Genomic DNA, 15,447 nt, shown 5'->3' on the forward strand with positions numbered 1-15,447 from the left:
GTTAAAAACCGCCGCGCAAAATCCGCGCAATAAACCCAGCTAGCCGCGGAACTCTTCTATGATGTCGGTGGAAAGCGCGATCTCGCGCAAGAAGCAGAGCAGCCCCGCCACCAATGAGCCCATGGCGCAGATGAACAGCAGCGAAACGATGCGCGACGGGTTCCAGCCCACTTCCACCGCGGCGAACAAGGTGGCGATCACCACGCAGACGAGCAATGCTGCCAACGAGGTCAGGATAATGGCGCGGTGTATCCAGCGCGAGCGCTTGAGCAGCATGTTCATTTCCACCGATTTCTGTTCATGGCTCCAGCCGCCGGATTCGTGCAATTCGCGGAAGCGGTCGACGACGCGGGCCAGGCGGCCCGCCATCACGCCCAGCATGGCGCCGCTCCCGGTGAGCAGGAAAGCGGGCGCCACCGCCAGCTGGATCACGTTGGCGACGTTGGCGACATTCAGTACATCAGGCACTGGCAACATCAATGTTTCTCCTTGGACCCAACCAAACCGATCATGAGCCGCACGACGACATACACCACCCAAGAGAATACGCGCTTGAACACATGCCGGCGCGACCAGTCCTCGGGGCGCACCTTGACGGACTTTTCCACAATCGCCTTTTCCAGGTCGGCCTTGAGCTCGGCATTGAAGCGTTTATCCTGCACCAGGATATTGGCTTCACGCGCCAGCAACAGGCTGAACGGGTCGAGGTTGGAAGAACCCACGGTGGCCCAGCGGCTGTCGATCACCGCCACCTTGCTGTGCATGAAGCTCGCCCGGTACTCGTAGATCTCGATGCCGTGGCGCAGCAGCAGGCCGTAGACCTCGTGAGTGGCAAACATGAGCCAGTACTCCATGCGCCCCTGCAACAGCAGGCGCACGCGCACGCCGCGCTTGGCGGCTTCAATCAATGCCTGGCGGAATTTCTTGCCCGGCACGAAATAGGCGCTGGCGATGATGACGTCCACCCGCGCCTTGCCGATGGCCTTGAGATAGGCGCGCTCGATATCGCGGCGGTGCAGCACGTTATCGCGCACGACAAAGGCGGCACGCATGCCGTTGTTGATGAACGCCGGCGCCGGCAGGCTGGGGTAGGCCGCGACTTCCCGTAAGTGCATCCAGGCCAGGCGCCGCCATAGGTTGCGCACGCTGGCATGGATGCCAAATACCAAGGGCCCGTCGACGCGAACGGCGTAATCGACGCGAGGCGCGTCGAGGTTGCTCGGCACGTTCATGTCGTCGATGATATTGATGCCGCCGACGTAGGCGTGCTGACCGTCAAACACCGACACCTTGCGGTGCAGGCGCCGCAAGCGGTTGCGCTTGAACGACCATGCGGAAATTTTCGGCCGGTAGAACATGACCTTGATGCCGAAGGCTTCCATCTCCAGCACATATTCCGGCGGCAGCTTGCGGCTGCCGAAACCGTCGAGCAAAAGATTGACCACCACGCCGCGCGCAGCGGCGGCCTTGAGCTTTTCACCTATCATGGTGCCGGTGGCGTCCAGCTCGTAGATATAGGTCTGGATGTAGATTTCGCGCTGCGCGGCCTCGATGGAAGCCGCCAATGCGGGGAAGAACTCGGTGCCGCTCCTGAGCAAGGTGATGCGGTTGCCGGACTCCCAGCGCATCATATCCTCGACAGCACGGCCGTCAGTGCCGCATGGTCGGACACCTTCACGAACTGCGGCCCAGCATGGACCTCGACATGCCGCACATGGAAGCCGCGCACATAGATGCGGTCCAGCCTGAACAGCGGCAGAAAAGACGGAAAACTGCGCGCAGGCTTACCGCCGCCGTGATGTTCGAACACTTCGTGCAGGTGCAGGCCGTGCACCAGCTCGCGCCCTGCGCTCATGCTCCAATCGTTGAAATCGCCGGCGATCACCAGCGGCGCATCCTCCGGCACCATCTCGGCAATACGGTCGCGCAGGACGGCGATCTGCTTGCGGCGCCAGCCCGCGAACAACCCCAGGTGCACGCAGATGCAGTGCAATGGCTGATGCCAGCCCGGCACGGCGATCTCGCAATGCAGCAGGCCGCGCTGCTCGCTGTGGTGCGCCGAGATATCGGTATTCTCGTATTTGACGATGGGATATTTGGACAGCAAGGCGTTGCCGTGATGCCCGGCTGGATAGACCGAGTTCTTGCCGTAAGCATAGTCGCTCCAGACCGCATCGGCAAGGAACTCCACCTGCCCGTCCAGCGGCCAGGCGCTGAAGCGGCGGCTATGCTTGATATGCTGGTCGCGTACTTCCTGCAGGAAGACGATATCCGCCTGCAGCTTGCGGATCAGTTCGCGTTGCTCGTGCAGCGCAAAACGGGCGTTGAAACTGGTCACGCCCTTGTGGATGTTGAAGGTGGCAATCCGGATGATGCTCTGCAACCTCAACCTTTCATCAGGATGCGTCCAGCATGCGTTGCAGGGTCAGGCGGGCCAGCTCGGCCTCGTGTTCCGGCACCTTGATGCGGTTGACCACGTTGCCTTCCGCCAGGTTTTCCAGTGTCCATGCCAGGTGCTGCGGGTCGATGCGCGCCATGGTGGAGCACTCGCAGATCACGTGCGACATGAACTGGACGATCTTGCCCTGCGGCTTCATCTGCTCGGCCAGGCGGTTCACCAGGTTGAGCTCGGTGCCCACCAGCCAACGCGTGCCGGCAGGCGCGTCGCTGACGGTCTTGAGGATGTACTCGGTGGAACCGACGTAATCGGAATTGAGGCATACCTCGAACGGCGATTCCGGGTGCGAGATCACGATGCCGTCGGGATGCTCGGCGCGGAAGCGCGTGATGTTCTGTTCGCGGAACATCTGGTGCACCGCGCAATGGCCCTTCCACAGCAGGATCTTGGCATTCTTGATCTGCTCTTCCGTCAGGCCGCCCATCGGAAGGTCTGGGTCCCACACCGGCATCTGCTCCAGCGGGATGCCCATCTTGTACCCGGACCAGCGGCCCAGGTTCTGATCGGGGAAGAACAGTACTTTCTCGCGCTGCCTGAAGCCCCACTCGATGATCTTGGTGGCGTTGGTCGAGGTGCAGACGATGCCGCCATGCTCACCGCAGAACGCCTTGAGGTCGGCGGCGGAATTGATGTAGGTGATCGGCGTGATGGTGGCGTCGAAATCCAGCACCTTGGACAGTTCGCGGCGCGAGCGCTCGACCTTGGCCAGGTTGGCCATGTCCGCCATGGAGCAGCCAGCGGAAAGGTCGGGCAGGATGGAAATCTGCTCGGGGCGCGACAGGATGTCCGCAACCTCGGCCATGAAGTGCACGCCGAGGAACACGATGTACTCGGCATCCGTCTCGCCAGCGAAGCGAGAGAGCTTGAGCGAATCGCCGGTGTAATCGGCATGGCGGTACACGCTTTCCTGCTGGTAGTGGTGCCCCAGGATCACCAGCCGGTTGCCGAGCTTTTTCTTGGCGGCGATGATGCGCGCCTGCAGCTCGGCCTCCTGCGTCGCCTGAAAACGCTCGAACTTGATCGGCTCGGCGATCACCGCTGGTCTTTCTGTTGTCTCTAGAGTTGCTTGCATGGCTGCTAATTCACAATGTTAAGTTGTTACGTTCACCCAGCTTGCGCAGGGCCTCGACATTTGTCCATGAGAATACACGTTTTGCCGCCTCGCGCCAGTCCACCCACTCGTAAGCCACATGTTCGCGGGGAGCGAGTTGGACAGCGACAGGCTCAGGTAATTCCAAGCCGAATATATGTTCGGTATTTTCCGTCACGCCAGGCGCATAGCGGAAGCGCCAGTGCGGGTAGATTTCGTACACGTGCGAACAGTGCCAGTCCAGCAGCTTGTAATCCGCCGCATCGAGGCCGGTCTCTTCCCTTACCTCGCGAATTGCCGCATCGACCGGCTGCTCCAGCTCGCCGTTCGGCAATCTTTCCAGGCTGCCGGTCACGGACTGCCAGAAACCGGCCTTGTCCGCACGCTCCATGATGAGCACTTGCAAATCCCGAGTATGCACCAGCACCAAGGCTGAAACCGGCGTCTTGTATACCGGTGGCTGGCTATTCACTAACCGCCCTCGAACTCGCACAAGCTGAACGTCTTGTAGCCCAATGCGCGCAATTTCCGTTCGCCGCCCAGGTCGGGCAGGCCGATGATGAACGCACATTCCAGCACATGGCCGCCGAGCTTCCCGATTAGCACGGCCGCCGCTTCAGCAGTGCCGCCGGTCGCAATCAGGTCATCCAGCAACAATACGTTTTCATTCGGCCCGATGGCATCGCTGTGGATTTCCACGCGGTCGGTGCCATATTCCAAGGCATAATCATGCCCCAGTACGTCGCTAGGCAGCTTGCCCTTCTTGCGCACCGGCACGAAGCCGACGCCGAGCTCGTATGCCACCGCCGCGCCGACAATGAAGCCGCGCGACTCGATGCCTACTACCTTATCGACCTTGGTACCCGCATAGCGTTCAACCAATGCATCCACCACCTGCCGCAAGCCGTCGGCATCCTTGAGTAGCGTGGTGATGTCGCGGAACTGGACGCCAGGCTTGGGATAGTCGGGGATGGTGCGGATGAGCGACTTGATGGTCATTAATCTCTTCCAGGTTACTTCTCGAACCTTGTTTTCAAGGTTTGCCAATATTCCGGCTTTCTATGTAAATGCCCTATTGCAACAACCAAAATTACATCGTCGACTCTTGTATAGATGACACCATAAGGAAAACGCCTTAATTGGCATCGTCTTGTTTTATCAGATACAGCATGCCAAGCATCAGGATGCTGGCAAACTCGATTCAACCCTGCCAACACTTCCACCAAAAAACCTTGCCCCAAATTGGGCGCTTGGGCGTTGTAATAAGCGATAGCCTCATCCAACTCATACTGAGCAGGCTGTAAAAACCTGATCTGCATTTAACGGTATTTGGCCAATACCTGGTGCAAATCCAACGCCTGCAATTCACCGTTTTGATATGCAGCCAAACGATTTTCTGCTTCTGATGCCCACAAGGCATCAATTTCAGCATCAGGCTTATCTACAGTCGCCAGCAAAGCATCAATCAACTCGATTTTTTCATTGACGGAAAGCTGAGCAGCTTGCTCAACAATGGCTTTAGTCGCAGTATCCATACAGAGTGCTCCTTTACTTAGTTACCCACGCTACAAAACCCTGTGGAAAGACGGTCAGCCAGCCGTGATGTTTTGTTGCCTGACGCGAATATGCAGCTCGCGCAGTTGTTTTTCATCCACCTCGTTCGGCGCCTTGGTCATCAAGCACTGCGCGCGCTGGGTCTTGGGGAAGGCGATCACGTCGCGGATGGATTCCGCGCCCGCCATCAAGGTCACCAGGCGGTCGAGGCCGAAGGCGAGGCCGCCGTGCGGTGGCGCGCCGTATTGCAACGCGTCGAGCAGGAAGCCGAATTTCTCCTGGGCTTCTTCCTTGCTGATCTTGAGCGCGTCGAATACCTTGGACTGCACTTCCTGCTTATGGATACGCACGGAACCGCCGCCGACTTCCCAACCGTTCAGCACCATGTCGTAAGCCTTGGACAAGGCAGCGCCGGGGTTACTGGTCAGCAGGTCCTCGTGGCCGTCCTTGGGGCTGGTGAACGGGTGGTGCAGGGCGACCCAGCGGTCGTTTTCCTCGTCGTGCTCGAACATGGGGAAATCCACCACCCACAACGGCGCCCAGGCGCGGCCGTCGACGTGGCCCTTTTCGTGGCCGACCTTGGTGCGCAACGCGCCCAACGCCTCGTTGACGATCTTGGCCTTGTCGGCGCCGAAGAAGACGATATCGCCGCTTTGCGCGCCGGTGCGCTCGATGATGGCCTTGAGCGCGGTTTCGTGGATGTTCTTGACGATGGGGCTTTGCAGGCCTTCCTCGTTCAGTTTGCTCGCATCGTTGATCTTGATGTAGGCCAGGCCCTTGGCGCCGTATATCTTGACGAATTCGGTGTAGGCGTCGATCTCGCTGCGGGACAATGCGGCGCCGTTAGGCACGCGGATGGCCGCCACGCGGCCGCCCGCGGAATTGGCCGCGCCGGCGAACACCTTGAAGTCGACGTCTTTCATGACGTCGGTCAACTCGGTGATTTCCAGCGTCACGCGCATGTCCGGCTTGTCGGAACCGTAGCGGTTCATCGCCTCGGAGAACGGCATGCGCGGGAACGGGTTGGGCAGGTCGATATCCTGCACCTGCTTGAACATGGTGCGGATCATGCCTTCGACGATGAACATGATCTCCTCTTCGTTGAGGAAGGAGGTCTCGATATCCACTTGGGTGAATTCCGGCTGGCGGTCTGCGCGCAAATCTTCGTCGCGGAAGCACTTGGTGATCTGGAAGTAGCGGTCGAAGCCGGACACCATGAGCAACTGCTTGAACAATTGCGGCGATTGCGGCAAGGCGAAGAACTGGCCATGGTGCACGCGCGAAGGCACGAGGTAGTCGCGCGCGCCTTCCGGTGTGGAGCGGGTCAGCATCGGCGTCTCGACCTCGATGAAGCCCTGGCTGTCGAGCTGGTCGCGCAACACCTTGGCGACGCGGTAGCGCAGCATCAGGTTCTTCTGCATCGCGGGGCGGCGCAGGTCGATGTATCGATGCTCCAGGCGCACCATCTCGGACAGGTTGTCGTCGTCAAGCATGAACGGCGGCGTCAGCGAAGGATTGAGAATCTCGATCTCGCTCGCCAGCATCTCCACTTCGCCGGTCGGGATGTTGAGGTTGACGGTGCCTTCGGGACGGGCGCGCACCTTGCACACCACCTTGAGCACGAACTCATTACGCACGCTCTCGGCCAGCTTGAAAGCCTCCGGCGTATCCGGATCAATGACGATTTGCGCCATGCCTTCGCGGTCGCGCAAATCGATGAAGATCACGCCGCCATGGTCGCGGCGGCGGTGTGCCCAGCCACAGAGGGTGACGGTCTGGCCAATGTGTTCACGGTTCAGGTGACCGCAGTAATGAGTACGCATAACGGTTTTCTTGTAGGCTATAACTTAAAGGTTGAAAGTCAAGGCTTGGCTTTGCCGGCTGGCGCCACCACCCCCATGGAAATAATGTATTTCAGCGCTTCGTCCACGCTCATGTCGAGCTCCACCACGTCCGCCCTGGGCATCATGAGGAAGAAGCCGGAAGTCGGGTTGGGCGTCGTCGGCACGTAAACGCTCACATACTCGCCTTGCAGGTAGTTCGCCACGTCGCCGCCGGGCTGCCCTGTGAGGAAGCCGATGGTCCAGCTTCCCTGGCGCGGGTATTGCACCAGCAATGCCTTGCGGAACGCCTGGCCCGAATCGGAAAACAGGGTGTCGGACACCTGCTTGACGCTGTAGTAGATGGACTTGACCACCGGCACACGGGCCAGCAAGGCTTCCCAGAACTGGATGATGCGGCGGCCGAAGAAATTGGTGGCGATCAGGCCTGTGACGAACACGATCAGCAGGGTAAGAATGGCGCCAATGCCGGGAATGGCACGGCCGAACTGCGCCTCGGGACGCCAGGACTCCGGCAGCAACAGCAGGCTCTGGTCCATCAGGCCGATCAAGGTGCTCAGCACCCAAATGGTAATGCACAGCGGCACCAGCACTAGCAGGCCGGTAATAAAGTAACTTTTCATGGCAGCTCTAATGTAAACGCAAACTTATTGCGTCAATGGCAGGCACAGCCTGCGCCACAGGCGGCGGGCGCTGGCTCTTCGGATTTTTTCGCAGGGCTGCTTCCCTTGAAGTCGGTCGCATACCATCCCGTGCCGCTCAGCTGGAAACTCGGCGCGGATACCTGTTTTTCGAAGGTTTCCTTTGCGCATGCCGGACATGCCGTGGTGCCGGCCTCGCTGACCTTGCGCATGAGTTCGGCCTTGTGGCCGCAACTGGTGCATTGATAATCGTAAATAGGCATCGCAACAATCCCCGTAAAAATGAAATTATACCCGAATGCGAGTTGGCTAAGATATGGGGCTTTGCATCGTACTTTCAATGCGCTCACGGCAAGTCAAATGCATTGCCGGGAAAATCCAGCTCGCAGCCCGCGCTTCATTCACTTGGTCAGCCTCTTTCATTCATGACACTTTCACAATATTGCAACATCGTTGCGCAACCATGTTGCACCCAATTATAATGGCGCACATTGTGCTTTCCTCACAGATTGCAATCCTGCAACCCAGACCCTGAGATTATGAAGAATCAAATCCACGTCGGGCGCCTACTGCCTGCCCTGCTTGCCATTGCCTGCAACAGCCACGCCGAAACTGCGGAGAGCCCCGCCCAACTGGAGGAAATCACGGTCAAGGCCGTCAGTACCAGGAACAAGGCCAGCGAGTATTACCAGAAAGATGCGGGCGGCTCCACGCGTACCGATACCCCGCTGCAGGAAACCTCGCAATCCGTGAAGATCATCTCGCGCCAGGTGCTCGACGACATGCACGCTACACGGCTGGACGATACCTTCGACCTCGTGAGCGGCGTCAGCCGACAGAACAATTTTGGCGGGCTATGGGACAACTTCGCCATCCGCGGTTTCGCCGGCCATGAAAACACCGGCCCCGCCATGCTGCGCAACGGCTTCTCCGGCAACCGCGGCTTCAACCCGCCGCGCGATACCGCCAATACCGAGCGCGTCGAGTTCCTCAAGGGACCGGCCGCCGCGCTTTACGGTAACAGCGAACCAGGCGGCACGCTCAACGTGGTCACCAAGAAGCCGCAGTTCAAATCCAGCAATACAGCAGAGGTCTACGCGGGCAGCTATGACACTTACCGCACCTCGCTCGACTCCACCGGCCCGGTCACCGAGAACCTTGCGTACCGCATGGTCGTGGCGGCAGAGGATAATGGCAGTTTCAGGGATTATGTTGACAGCGAGCGCTTGCTGGTCGCGCCGTCCTTCACTTGGCTGGTCGGCGCTGCGACCACCCTCAACTACGAACTCGAATACCTCAAGCACCGCACGCCTTTCGACCGCGGCATTGCCTTGCGTGACCGCGATGGAAACCGCCTGCACAATGTCAAGCATAGCCGCTTCCTGGGCGAGCCGGGCACAGGCGATACCAAGATGGAGGCCTACACCCACCAGCTATCGCTGGAACACGAGTTTTCACAAAACTGGCGCGGCAAGATTGGCCTGGCGTACAAGGAGAACAAAACCGATGGCGACGCGGTGGAGCAATTGTCGCCGCTCAGCGCTGTCTCTCCCAACGGCACCATCAACCGCCGGCTGCGCGGCCGCGAATTCGATTCCGACGACTTGATGCTGCAAGCAGACCTCAATGGCAAATTCAACACCGGCAGCCTCAGCCACGATTTCTTGCTGGGAATGGAAGCCTACCGCTTCAACCAGCATCAGAGACAATTCGGCTCGAGCGCCACGGCCATCAATATCTACAACCCCGTATATGGCGCGCCACTTGCGCCGATGACCAGATTATCGGACTTCAAGGAAGAACAAACCGATATTGCATTGTTCGCACAGGACCAGGTCAGCCTCACAGAAAAATGGAAACTGATGGCAGGCTTGCGTTTCGATTCCTTCCGCCAGCAGATAGATACGCTCACCAACAATACGCAAGCCCGGCAGGACCATTTCGTGACCTCGCCCCGCGTCGGACTGACTTATGTGGTCAACCCTGAAGTCTCGATATACACCTCGTTCAGCCGCTCATTCAGGCCCAACTCCGGCACGGATGCCGCCGGCAACGGATTTGACCCCGAGCGCAGCCGCGCTTTCGAGGTGGGCATCAAGTACCAGTCCGCAAACCAGCTACTGGGTGGCAATATCGCCTTATTCGACATCACCAAGCAGAATGTGCTGACCGCGGACCCCGCAAGCAATTACTTATTCAGCATCGCGGCTGGAGAAGTCAAAAGCCGTGGGCTGGAGCTGGACTTGAACGGCCAGCTTGCCGAACACCTGCGCCTGATTGCGAGCTATGCCTATACCGATGCCTACCTGGGCAAGGATATTGCCCTCAGCGCAGCCTCCTCCATTGCATCCGGTTCGCGCCTCTCGAATATTCCCAAGCACTCGGCCAATGCCCTGCTCATGCATGAGCGCACATTGGCGAATGGCGGCAAACTGGGATTAGGCGGCGGATTCAGCTATGTTGGCAAGCGCGCCGACAGCCCGGAAGATATTTTTGAACTGCCGTCCTACGTCACGGTACGCTTAATGACGTATTGGCAATTCAATGAAAAACTGCGACTCTCATTCGACGTCACCAACTTGTTCGACCGTGAATATTTCGCCAGCTCCTATAACAGCAATTGGGCCATGCCGGGCACGCCGCGCATGATGACCCTAGGGTTGCAAGCCAGATTCTAGGGCGCTGTAAGCCAAGTTTTAAATAAAAAAGCAAACGATGTTTTTATATTCCATACGCAGGCGCTTGCTGTCGGCGGCGACAGCGATGCTGAGCCTGTCATTGCTAGTCGCCCCCGCTTTGACGGCCGCCGACAATGCGGCAAAGCGCAGCCTGAGCATTGTCGGCCCCTGGGAAGTCAGCACGCTTGAGCCGTCGCGCTCGGGCTATCTCTTCCTGCGCATGCAGGTAGCGGAAGCCTTGGTGGGCACCGACCTCGAAGGCAAGGCTGCGCCGGGCCTCGCCGAGCGCTGGGAGATTTCGCCCGACGGGTTGCAGTGGCGCTTCTTCCTGCGGCCCGACGCGCGTTTTCACGACGGCAGCCCGGTCACTGCCGAGAGCGTCGCCATGAACCTGCAACGCGCGCTCAGCCAGCCCGGCGTGCTCGCCATGGCGCCCATCGCCAGCATCAGCGCGGCTGCGCCGGGGGAAATCAAGATCGCGCTTTCCAAGCCCTATGCCATGCTGCCCATGCTGCTCGCGCACAGCAGCGCCATCATCCTCGCCCCCGCCGCCTATAACGAAAAAGGCCAAGTGCGCCGCATGCTGGGCAGCGGTCCTTACCAGCTCGTGCGGCAGACCCTGCCGCAGCAGTTCGAGCTTGCATTGTCTCCCCACTGGCGAGGCAGGCAGCCCGCCATCCGGCACATCCATTACCTGTCGGTCAGCCGCCCCGAAACGCGCGCCCTGATTGCGGAATCGCACCAGGCAGACCTGGTGTTCGGCTTCGACCCGGCCAGCACGCAACGCTTGCGCCACAACCCCAAGGTCGTGATGAAAGAGGCCGACCTCGCCCGCACCGTCACGCTCAAGCTCAATAGCGGCCACCGCTTCCTCAACAATGTGGAAACACGCCAGGCGTTGAGCCTGGCCATCAACCGCGCAGGCATTGCCAAGGGCATCCTGCGTACGCCCGAGCTCGCGGCGGACCAGCTTTTCCCGCCCAGCATTGCCCAATGGCACCAGTTTGGTGCCGAATTCCCCAAACTGCGTACCGACTTGGCGCATGCCAGGGCCTTGTTATCCGCACAAGGCTGGCAACCCGGAGCCGATGGCATCCTGCAGAAAAATGGCGAGCGCTTCTCGCTCAAACTCACGACATTCCCGGACCGGCCCGAGCTGCCCATCGTCGCCACCGCCTTGCAAGACCAGTTCCGCAAGCTCGGGGTCGAGGTCAAGGTAGTGGTCACCAACTCCAGCGAAATCCCGCTCGGACATCGCACCGGCAAGCTGGATATGGGCTTGCTCGCGCGCAATTATTCATTGGTACCCGACCCGTTTGTCGCACTCAACCAGGATTTCAAGCCTGGCGGCGGCGATTGGGGCGCCATGCAGTGGCAGAACAGCGAAGTGCCTGCCTTGCTTGAAAAAATTGCCGTCGAGACAGATCCGGCCGCCCAGATGCGCGATCGACACGACATCATGCTAACGCTGCAACAGGAGCTTCCAGTGATTCCCATCACTTGGTACCGCCTGCCTGTCGCAACACATCCGCAACTTCAGGGCGTCAAGGTCGACCCCTTTGAGCAATCCTATTACATCAGCGATATGTATTGGTCTTCAAAATAAGCCATGGTCAACATCCTCAGTCATCTATTGTTCCGCCGCTGCCTGCAAGCCGTCCTTGTCGCGCTATTGGTCAGCACCGTGTCGTTTTTCCTCATGCATAGCCTCTCGGGCGACCTGGCGTTCCGCATCGCCGCGGGCCGCTACGGCTATGACATGGTCACCGCCGCCGCGGCCGAAGCCGTGCGGGCCGAGCTTGGGCTGGACCGCCCGTTGCTGCAAAGCCTGCTGCTCTGGTGGCAGCAATTGCTGCAATTCGACCTCGGCGACTCCTACCTCACCAGCGCACCCGTCATTGAAGAAATCCGCGAGCAATTCGGCCATACCCTGCAGCTCGCCCTCAGCGCGCTCGCATTATCCATCGCGATTGCATTGCCCATCGGCCTGGTCGCGGGGCTCAACCCGCACGGCTGGCTGGACCGGGTATCGCTCGCGCTTTCGGTCGTCCTGCGCGCGTTTCCGCCATTCCTGCTCGGCATCCTGCTGATCCTGCTGCTATCGAGCAAACTCGGCATCACCAACGCAGCCAACGCCAGCCATGAACATGGCGGACTACTGCTGCCCGCCCTCACGCTCGCCTTAGGGCTTGCCGCCGTTTCATCGCGCGTGGCGCGCGATGCGATGGTGGAAGTGCGCAGATCGGCCTATTTCAATTTCGCGCGCACCAAGGGCCTGAGCGACTTGCTGGCGCTGCTGCGCCACGGCGTGCGCAATGCCGCAGTGCCGGTGATCGCCTATCTCGGCGTGCAACTGGTGTTCCTCATGGAAGGCGTGATCATCATCGAGAGCCTGTTCGCCTGGCCCGGCATCGGCCATGCGCTCGCCCACGCGGTATTCGGCCGCGACATCCCCATGATCCAGGGCACGGCGATCGTCATGGGCTTGCTGTTCGTGCTGTGCAATACGTTGGTGGACATCGCCTGCCTGGTGGCCGACCCGCGCCAGCGTTACCTGGCCACCAGGAGGGCTGACGCATGAGCGGCTGGTGGCAAAGCCTGACGTTCGCCCGCCGCAGCGGCGCGACCCTGCTTGCGCTGATTATCGTGGCCGCACTGCTCGGCCCTGCACTGGCAACAGACCCGGTTTCGCAGGACCTTGACCAGGTGTTGCGCTCCCCCAGCCTGGAACAGCCGCTGGGCACCGACCACCTCGGCCGCAGCATGCTGGCCCGGCTGGTGCACGCCTTGCAGCTTTCTTTCAGCCTTGCCGCGCTATCCGTGCTTTCCGCCGCCGTCATCGGCATCAGCCTGGGTTTGCTTGCCGCCTGGCGCGGCGGCGTCATCGAAGCCGTGCTCACCAGCATTGCCGATGCGGTCATGACCCTGCCGGTGCTGCTGGTCGTACTGCTGTTTTCCGCGTTCGCCCAGGGCGAGTTCTGGTCGCTTTACATCGGCTTGTCGTTTGCGTTGTGGGTGGAATATTTCCGTGTCAGCCGCGCCACGATCAAGGCCACGCTGGTCAGCGCGCCGGTCGAATCCGCGCGCATGCTGTGCTTCGGCAAGCCCTACCTGTTGCGGCGGCATTTGCTGCCAGAACTCGCGCCTGTCGTCGGCACGCTGATGCTGTTCGGCATCTCTACAGCAATTCTCGCGCTCGCCGCGCTGGGGTTTGTCGGTGTCGGCCTGCGCCCGCCCACGCCGGAGCTTGGCGTCATGATGATAGAACTGTTCCCTTACTACGAAGAAGCCCCCTGGCTGATCGCGAGCCCGGTCGTCACGCTGGGGCTGATCATGCTCGCGCTGGCATTGCTGGGCGGACGCAAGGAATTGCCATGAGCGCGCCGGAATTAAAAGTCCAGGACCTGGCCGTCAAGGACGGCAAAGGCAACTGGCTGGTGCAGCCGTGCAGCTTCACCTTGAAGCCCGGCGTCGCCTTGTCGATCATCGGCGGCAGCGGTTCTGGCAAATCGCTGCTGGTGCAGGCCATCATGGGCTCGCTCGCTCCCGGCCTCAGCGCCAGCGGGGAAATCCGCCTGGGCACTGCGGCTTCAAGGGCGGAAGATGCCGCAGGCCGCCGCCCGTGGTGGGGTCACACCCTGGCGATGCTGCCGCAGGAGCCTTGGCTGGCGCTCAACCCCAGCATGCGCGCGGGCAAGCAGGTGGCCGAGTCTTACCGCTACGTCGGCCACGCACGCATGGACATGGCGCAAGCCAGGACGCAAGCGCGGAGCGACCTCGACCAGCTTGGCGTCGCCGCAGCGGACGGGAAATATCCCTTCATGCTCTCCGGCGGCATGGCGCAACGCGTCGCGTTCGCCGCCACGCGCGCAGGTGGGGCGCAGGTTGTGATCGTGGACGAGCCCACCAAGGGCCTGGACGCCGATGCGCGCGACAATCTGCTCACAGTATTGCAATCGGTACTGCAGAACGGCGGCAGCGTGCTCACGATCACACACGACATGCACGTGGCCCAGGTGCTAGGCGGCGACATCATGGTGATGCGCGACAGCAATGTGCTGGAACAAGGCCCGGCGCAGCAGGTACTGGAAAATCCGCAGCATGAATACACCCGCGCCCTGCTCGCCGCCGACCCCGAAAATTGGACACAGGCCATGCCTGCTCCCGCCACGGGCCAGCGAATCCTCGAAGCGCGAGGGCTAGGCAAACGCTATGGCACACAAGCATTGTTCAACGGCATCAACCTGGAAATTCATGCCGGGGAGCGTATTGCCATCAGCGGCCCGAGCGGCGCGGGCAAGACCACGCTGGGCAATATGCTGCTGGGCCTGGTGCCGCCGGACCAGGGCAGCATTGCACTGGCGCCGGGCCTCAATAAACTCAAGCTGCAGAAGCTTTACCAGGACCCGGTTTCGGCATTCGCGCCGCGCTTGACGCTCAAACAGGCATTTGACGACCTCATCCGCCTGCACAAACTCGACCCGGGAACGCTTCCTCGATTACTGGCAAGGCTCAAGCTGGATGAAGCACTGCTGCGCCGCGTGCCGAGCCAGGTTTCCGGTGGGGAGCTGCAGCGGCTCGCGTTGGCGCGCATATTGTTGCTCTCGCCCGCGCTGATCTTTGCCGACGAACCGACTTCACGCCTGGACCCCATCAGCCAGCAGGAGACCATGGATTTATTGCTGGAGATGGCAGCCGCCAATGAAACAGCAATTCTCCTGGTCACCCACGACAGGATGTTGGCGGGCAGGACCATGCACCGCCAGATTGTCATCCAGCGTGCCTGAGCGCACATCCCTTTCCAGGGACGGCGCCAGCCATTGCATGGCGGCGGCATATCGGGTGAACAGCTTCTGGGCATAGAACCCGCGGTTGCCGGCGATGACCTCGTACAGCCGGACGCCCGCCGCCTTGGCGGAGTAATCCAGGTAAACCAGGGCCACGCGGTAATGCAGGGGCACCCCGAGCTTCAGGTTGAGGTCCGGCAAGCCGGAAGTTTCCGCAAAGCTCAGGCTGAACGCCACCTCGCGCAGGTCGAGCACAATACCGGTTGTCCTCCGTACGGACATATCGGCCAGAACAGCCTGCACCATCGCCTGATATTCGAGCAGCCGCATGACGCCGGACAACGTCGCGCGGCTGACATGCAGCTGCTCCAGATACTCCAGCTCCAACCTCACCTGCC

The 15,447-nt window shown here is 60.5% G+C and carries 17 protein-coding genes; 5 read left to right on the forward strand and 12 right to left on the reverse strand.

Annotated elements, in window-relative coordinates; genetic code table 11:
* Positions 1-39: 39 nt before the first annotated feature.
* Genes ACW4YW_RS05045 through ACW4YW_RS05095 form a run of 11 tightly spaced genes read right to left on the reverse strand, consistent with a single transcriptional unit; the run spans position 40 to position 7,847 of the window.
* The gene (locus tag ACW4YW_RS05045) at positions 40-477 is read right to left on the reverse strand and encodes a DUF2721 domain-containing protein (RefSeq protein WP_457136566.1); all 438 of its coding nucleotides are present in this window, start codon (positions 475-477) and stop codon (positions 40-42) included.
* Positions 477-1,628, reverse strand: coding sequence for a cardiolipin synthase ClsB (gene clsB / locus ACW4YW_RS05050; RefSeq protein WP_457136976.1), 1,152 nt, complete (start codon positions 1,626-1,628; stop codon positions 477-479). Before clsB ends, ACW4YW_RS05045 begins: the two co-directional genes overlap by 1 nt.
* On the reverse strand, positions 1,628-2,383 hold the full coding sequence (locus ACW4YW_RS05055; RefSeq protein WP_457136567.1) for an endonuclease/exonuclease/phosphatase family protein: 756 nt from the start codon (positions 2,381-2,383) through the stop codon (positions 1,628-1,630). Before ACW4YW_RS05055 ends, clsB begins: the two co-directional genes overlap by 1 nt.
* Before the next feature lie 13 nt (positions 2,384-2,396).
* Positions 2,397-3,530: a quinolinate synthase NadA gene (gene nadA, locus ACW4YW_RS05060; RefSeq protein ID WP_457136568.1), complete on the reverse strand. Its 1,134-nt coding sequence runs from the start codon at positions 3,528-3,530 to the stop codon at positions 2,397-2,399.
* A 10-nt stretch (positions 3,531-3,540) separates the two neighbouring features.
* On the reverse strand, positions 3,541-4,020 hold the full coding sequence (nudB, locus tag ACW4YW_RS05065) for a dihydroneopterin triphosphate diphosphatase (RefSeq protein ID WP_457136569.1): 480 nt from the start codon (positions 4,018-4,020) through the stop codon (positions 3,541-3,543).
* A complete protein-coding gene (locus tag ACW4YW_RS05070; protein WP_457136570.1) occupies positions 4,020-4,547 on the reverse strand; it encodes an adenine phosphoribosyltransferase in 528 nt (175 codons plus the stop codon). The genes nudB and ACW4YW_RS05070 overlap by 1 nt, the downstream gene beginning before the upstream one ends.
* 14 nt (positions 4,548-4,561) lie before the next feature.
* The gene (locus ACW4YW_RS05075; RefSeq protein ID WP_457136571.1) at positions 4,562-4,867 is read right to left on the reverse strand and encodes a type II toxin-antitoxin system RelE/ParE family toxin; all 306 of its coding nucleotides are present in this window, start codon (positions 4,865-4,867) and stop codon (positions 4,562-4,564) included.
* Positions 4,868-5,083: an addiction module protein gene (locus tag ACW4YW_RS05080; RefSeq protein WP_457136572.1), complete on the reverse strand. Its 216-nt coding sequence runs from the start codon at positions 5,081-5,083 to the stop codon at positions 4,868-4,870.
* Positions 5,084-5,137: 54 nt separating this feature from the next.
* Entirely contained in the window at positions 5,138-6,925 is a 1,788-nt protein-coding gene (gene aspS / locus ACW4YW_RS05085) for an aspartate--tRNA ligase (RefSeq protein ID WP_457136573.1), read from the reverse strand.
* Positions 6,926-6,963: 38 nt separating this feature from the next.
* A complete protein-coding gene (locus tag ACW4YW_RS05090; protein ID WP_309566076.1) occupies positions 6,964-7,566 on the reverse strand; it encodes a DUF502 domain-containing protein in 603 nt (200 codons plus the stop codon).
* A gap of 32 nt (positions 7,567-7,598) precedes the next feature.
* Positions 7,599-7,847, reverse strand: coding sequence for an FmdB family zinc ribbon protein (locus ACW4YW_RS05095; RefSeq protein ID WP_407993199.1), 249 nt, complete (start codon positions 7,845-7,847; stop codon positions 7,599-7,601).
* A gap of 276 nt (positions 7,848-8,123) precedes the next feature.
* Here ACW4YW_RS05095 and ACW4YW_RS05100 point away from each other — a divergent pair, with 276 nt between their 5' ends.
* From ACW4YW_RS05100 to ACW4YW_RS05120, 5 genes are read left to right on the forward strand one after another with little or no spacing between them, the layout of a single operon-like run.
* On the forward strand, positions 8,124-10,262 hold the full coding sequence (locus tag ACW4YW_RS05100) for a TonB-dependent siderophore receptor (RefSeq protein ID WP_457136574.1): 2,139 nt from the start codon (positions 8,124-8,126) through the stop codon (positions 10,260-10,262).
* Positions 10,263-10,299: 37 nt separating this feature from the next.
* Positions 10,300-11,868 (forward strand): ABC transporter substrate-binding protein, encoded by a 1,569-nt coding sequence (locus tag ACW4YW_RS05105; RefSeq protein ID WP_457136575.1) that lies wholly within the window; start codon positions 10,300-10,302, stop codon positions 11,866-11,868.
* A 3-nt stretch (positions 11,869-11,871) separates the two neighbouring features.
* The gene (locus ACW4YW_RS05110; RefSeq protein ID WP_457136576.1) at positions 11,872-12,843 is read left to right on the forward strand and encodes an ABC transporter permease; all 972 of its coding nucleotides are present in this window, start codon (positions 11,872-11,874) and stop codon (positions 12,841-12,843) included.
* Positions 12,840-13,640, forward strand: coding sequence for an ABC transporter permease (locus ACW4YW_RS05115; protein WP_457136577.1), 801 nt, complete (start codon positions 12,840-12,842; stop codon positions 13,638-13,640). Before ACW4YW_RS05110 ends, ACW4YW_RS05115 begins: the two co-directional genes overlap by 4 nt.
* A complete protein-coding gene (locus ACW4YW_RS05120; protein ID WP_457136578.1) occupies positions 13,637-15,049 on the forward strand; it encodes an ABC transporter ATP-binding protein in 1,413 nt (470 codons plus the stop codon). Before ACW4YW_RS05115 ends, ACW4YW_RS05120 begins: the two co-directional genes overlap by 4 nt.
* Here ACW4YW_RS05120 and ACW4YW_RS05125 read toward each other — a convergent pair.
* The gene (locus ACW4YW_RS05125; RefSeq protein WP_457136579.1) at positions 14,939-15,442 is read right to left on the reverse strand and encodes a hypothetical protein; all 504 of its coding nucleotides are present in this window, start codon (positions 15,440-15,442) and stop codon (positions 14,939-14,941) included. The two genes, ACW4YW_RS05120 and ACW4YW_RS05125, sit on opposite strands and share 111 nt — an antisense overlap.
* Positions 15,443-15,447: the final 5 nt, after the last annotated feature.

It is taken from the genome of Methylobacillus pratensis (genome assembly GCF_054072455.1).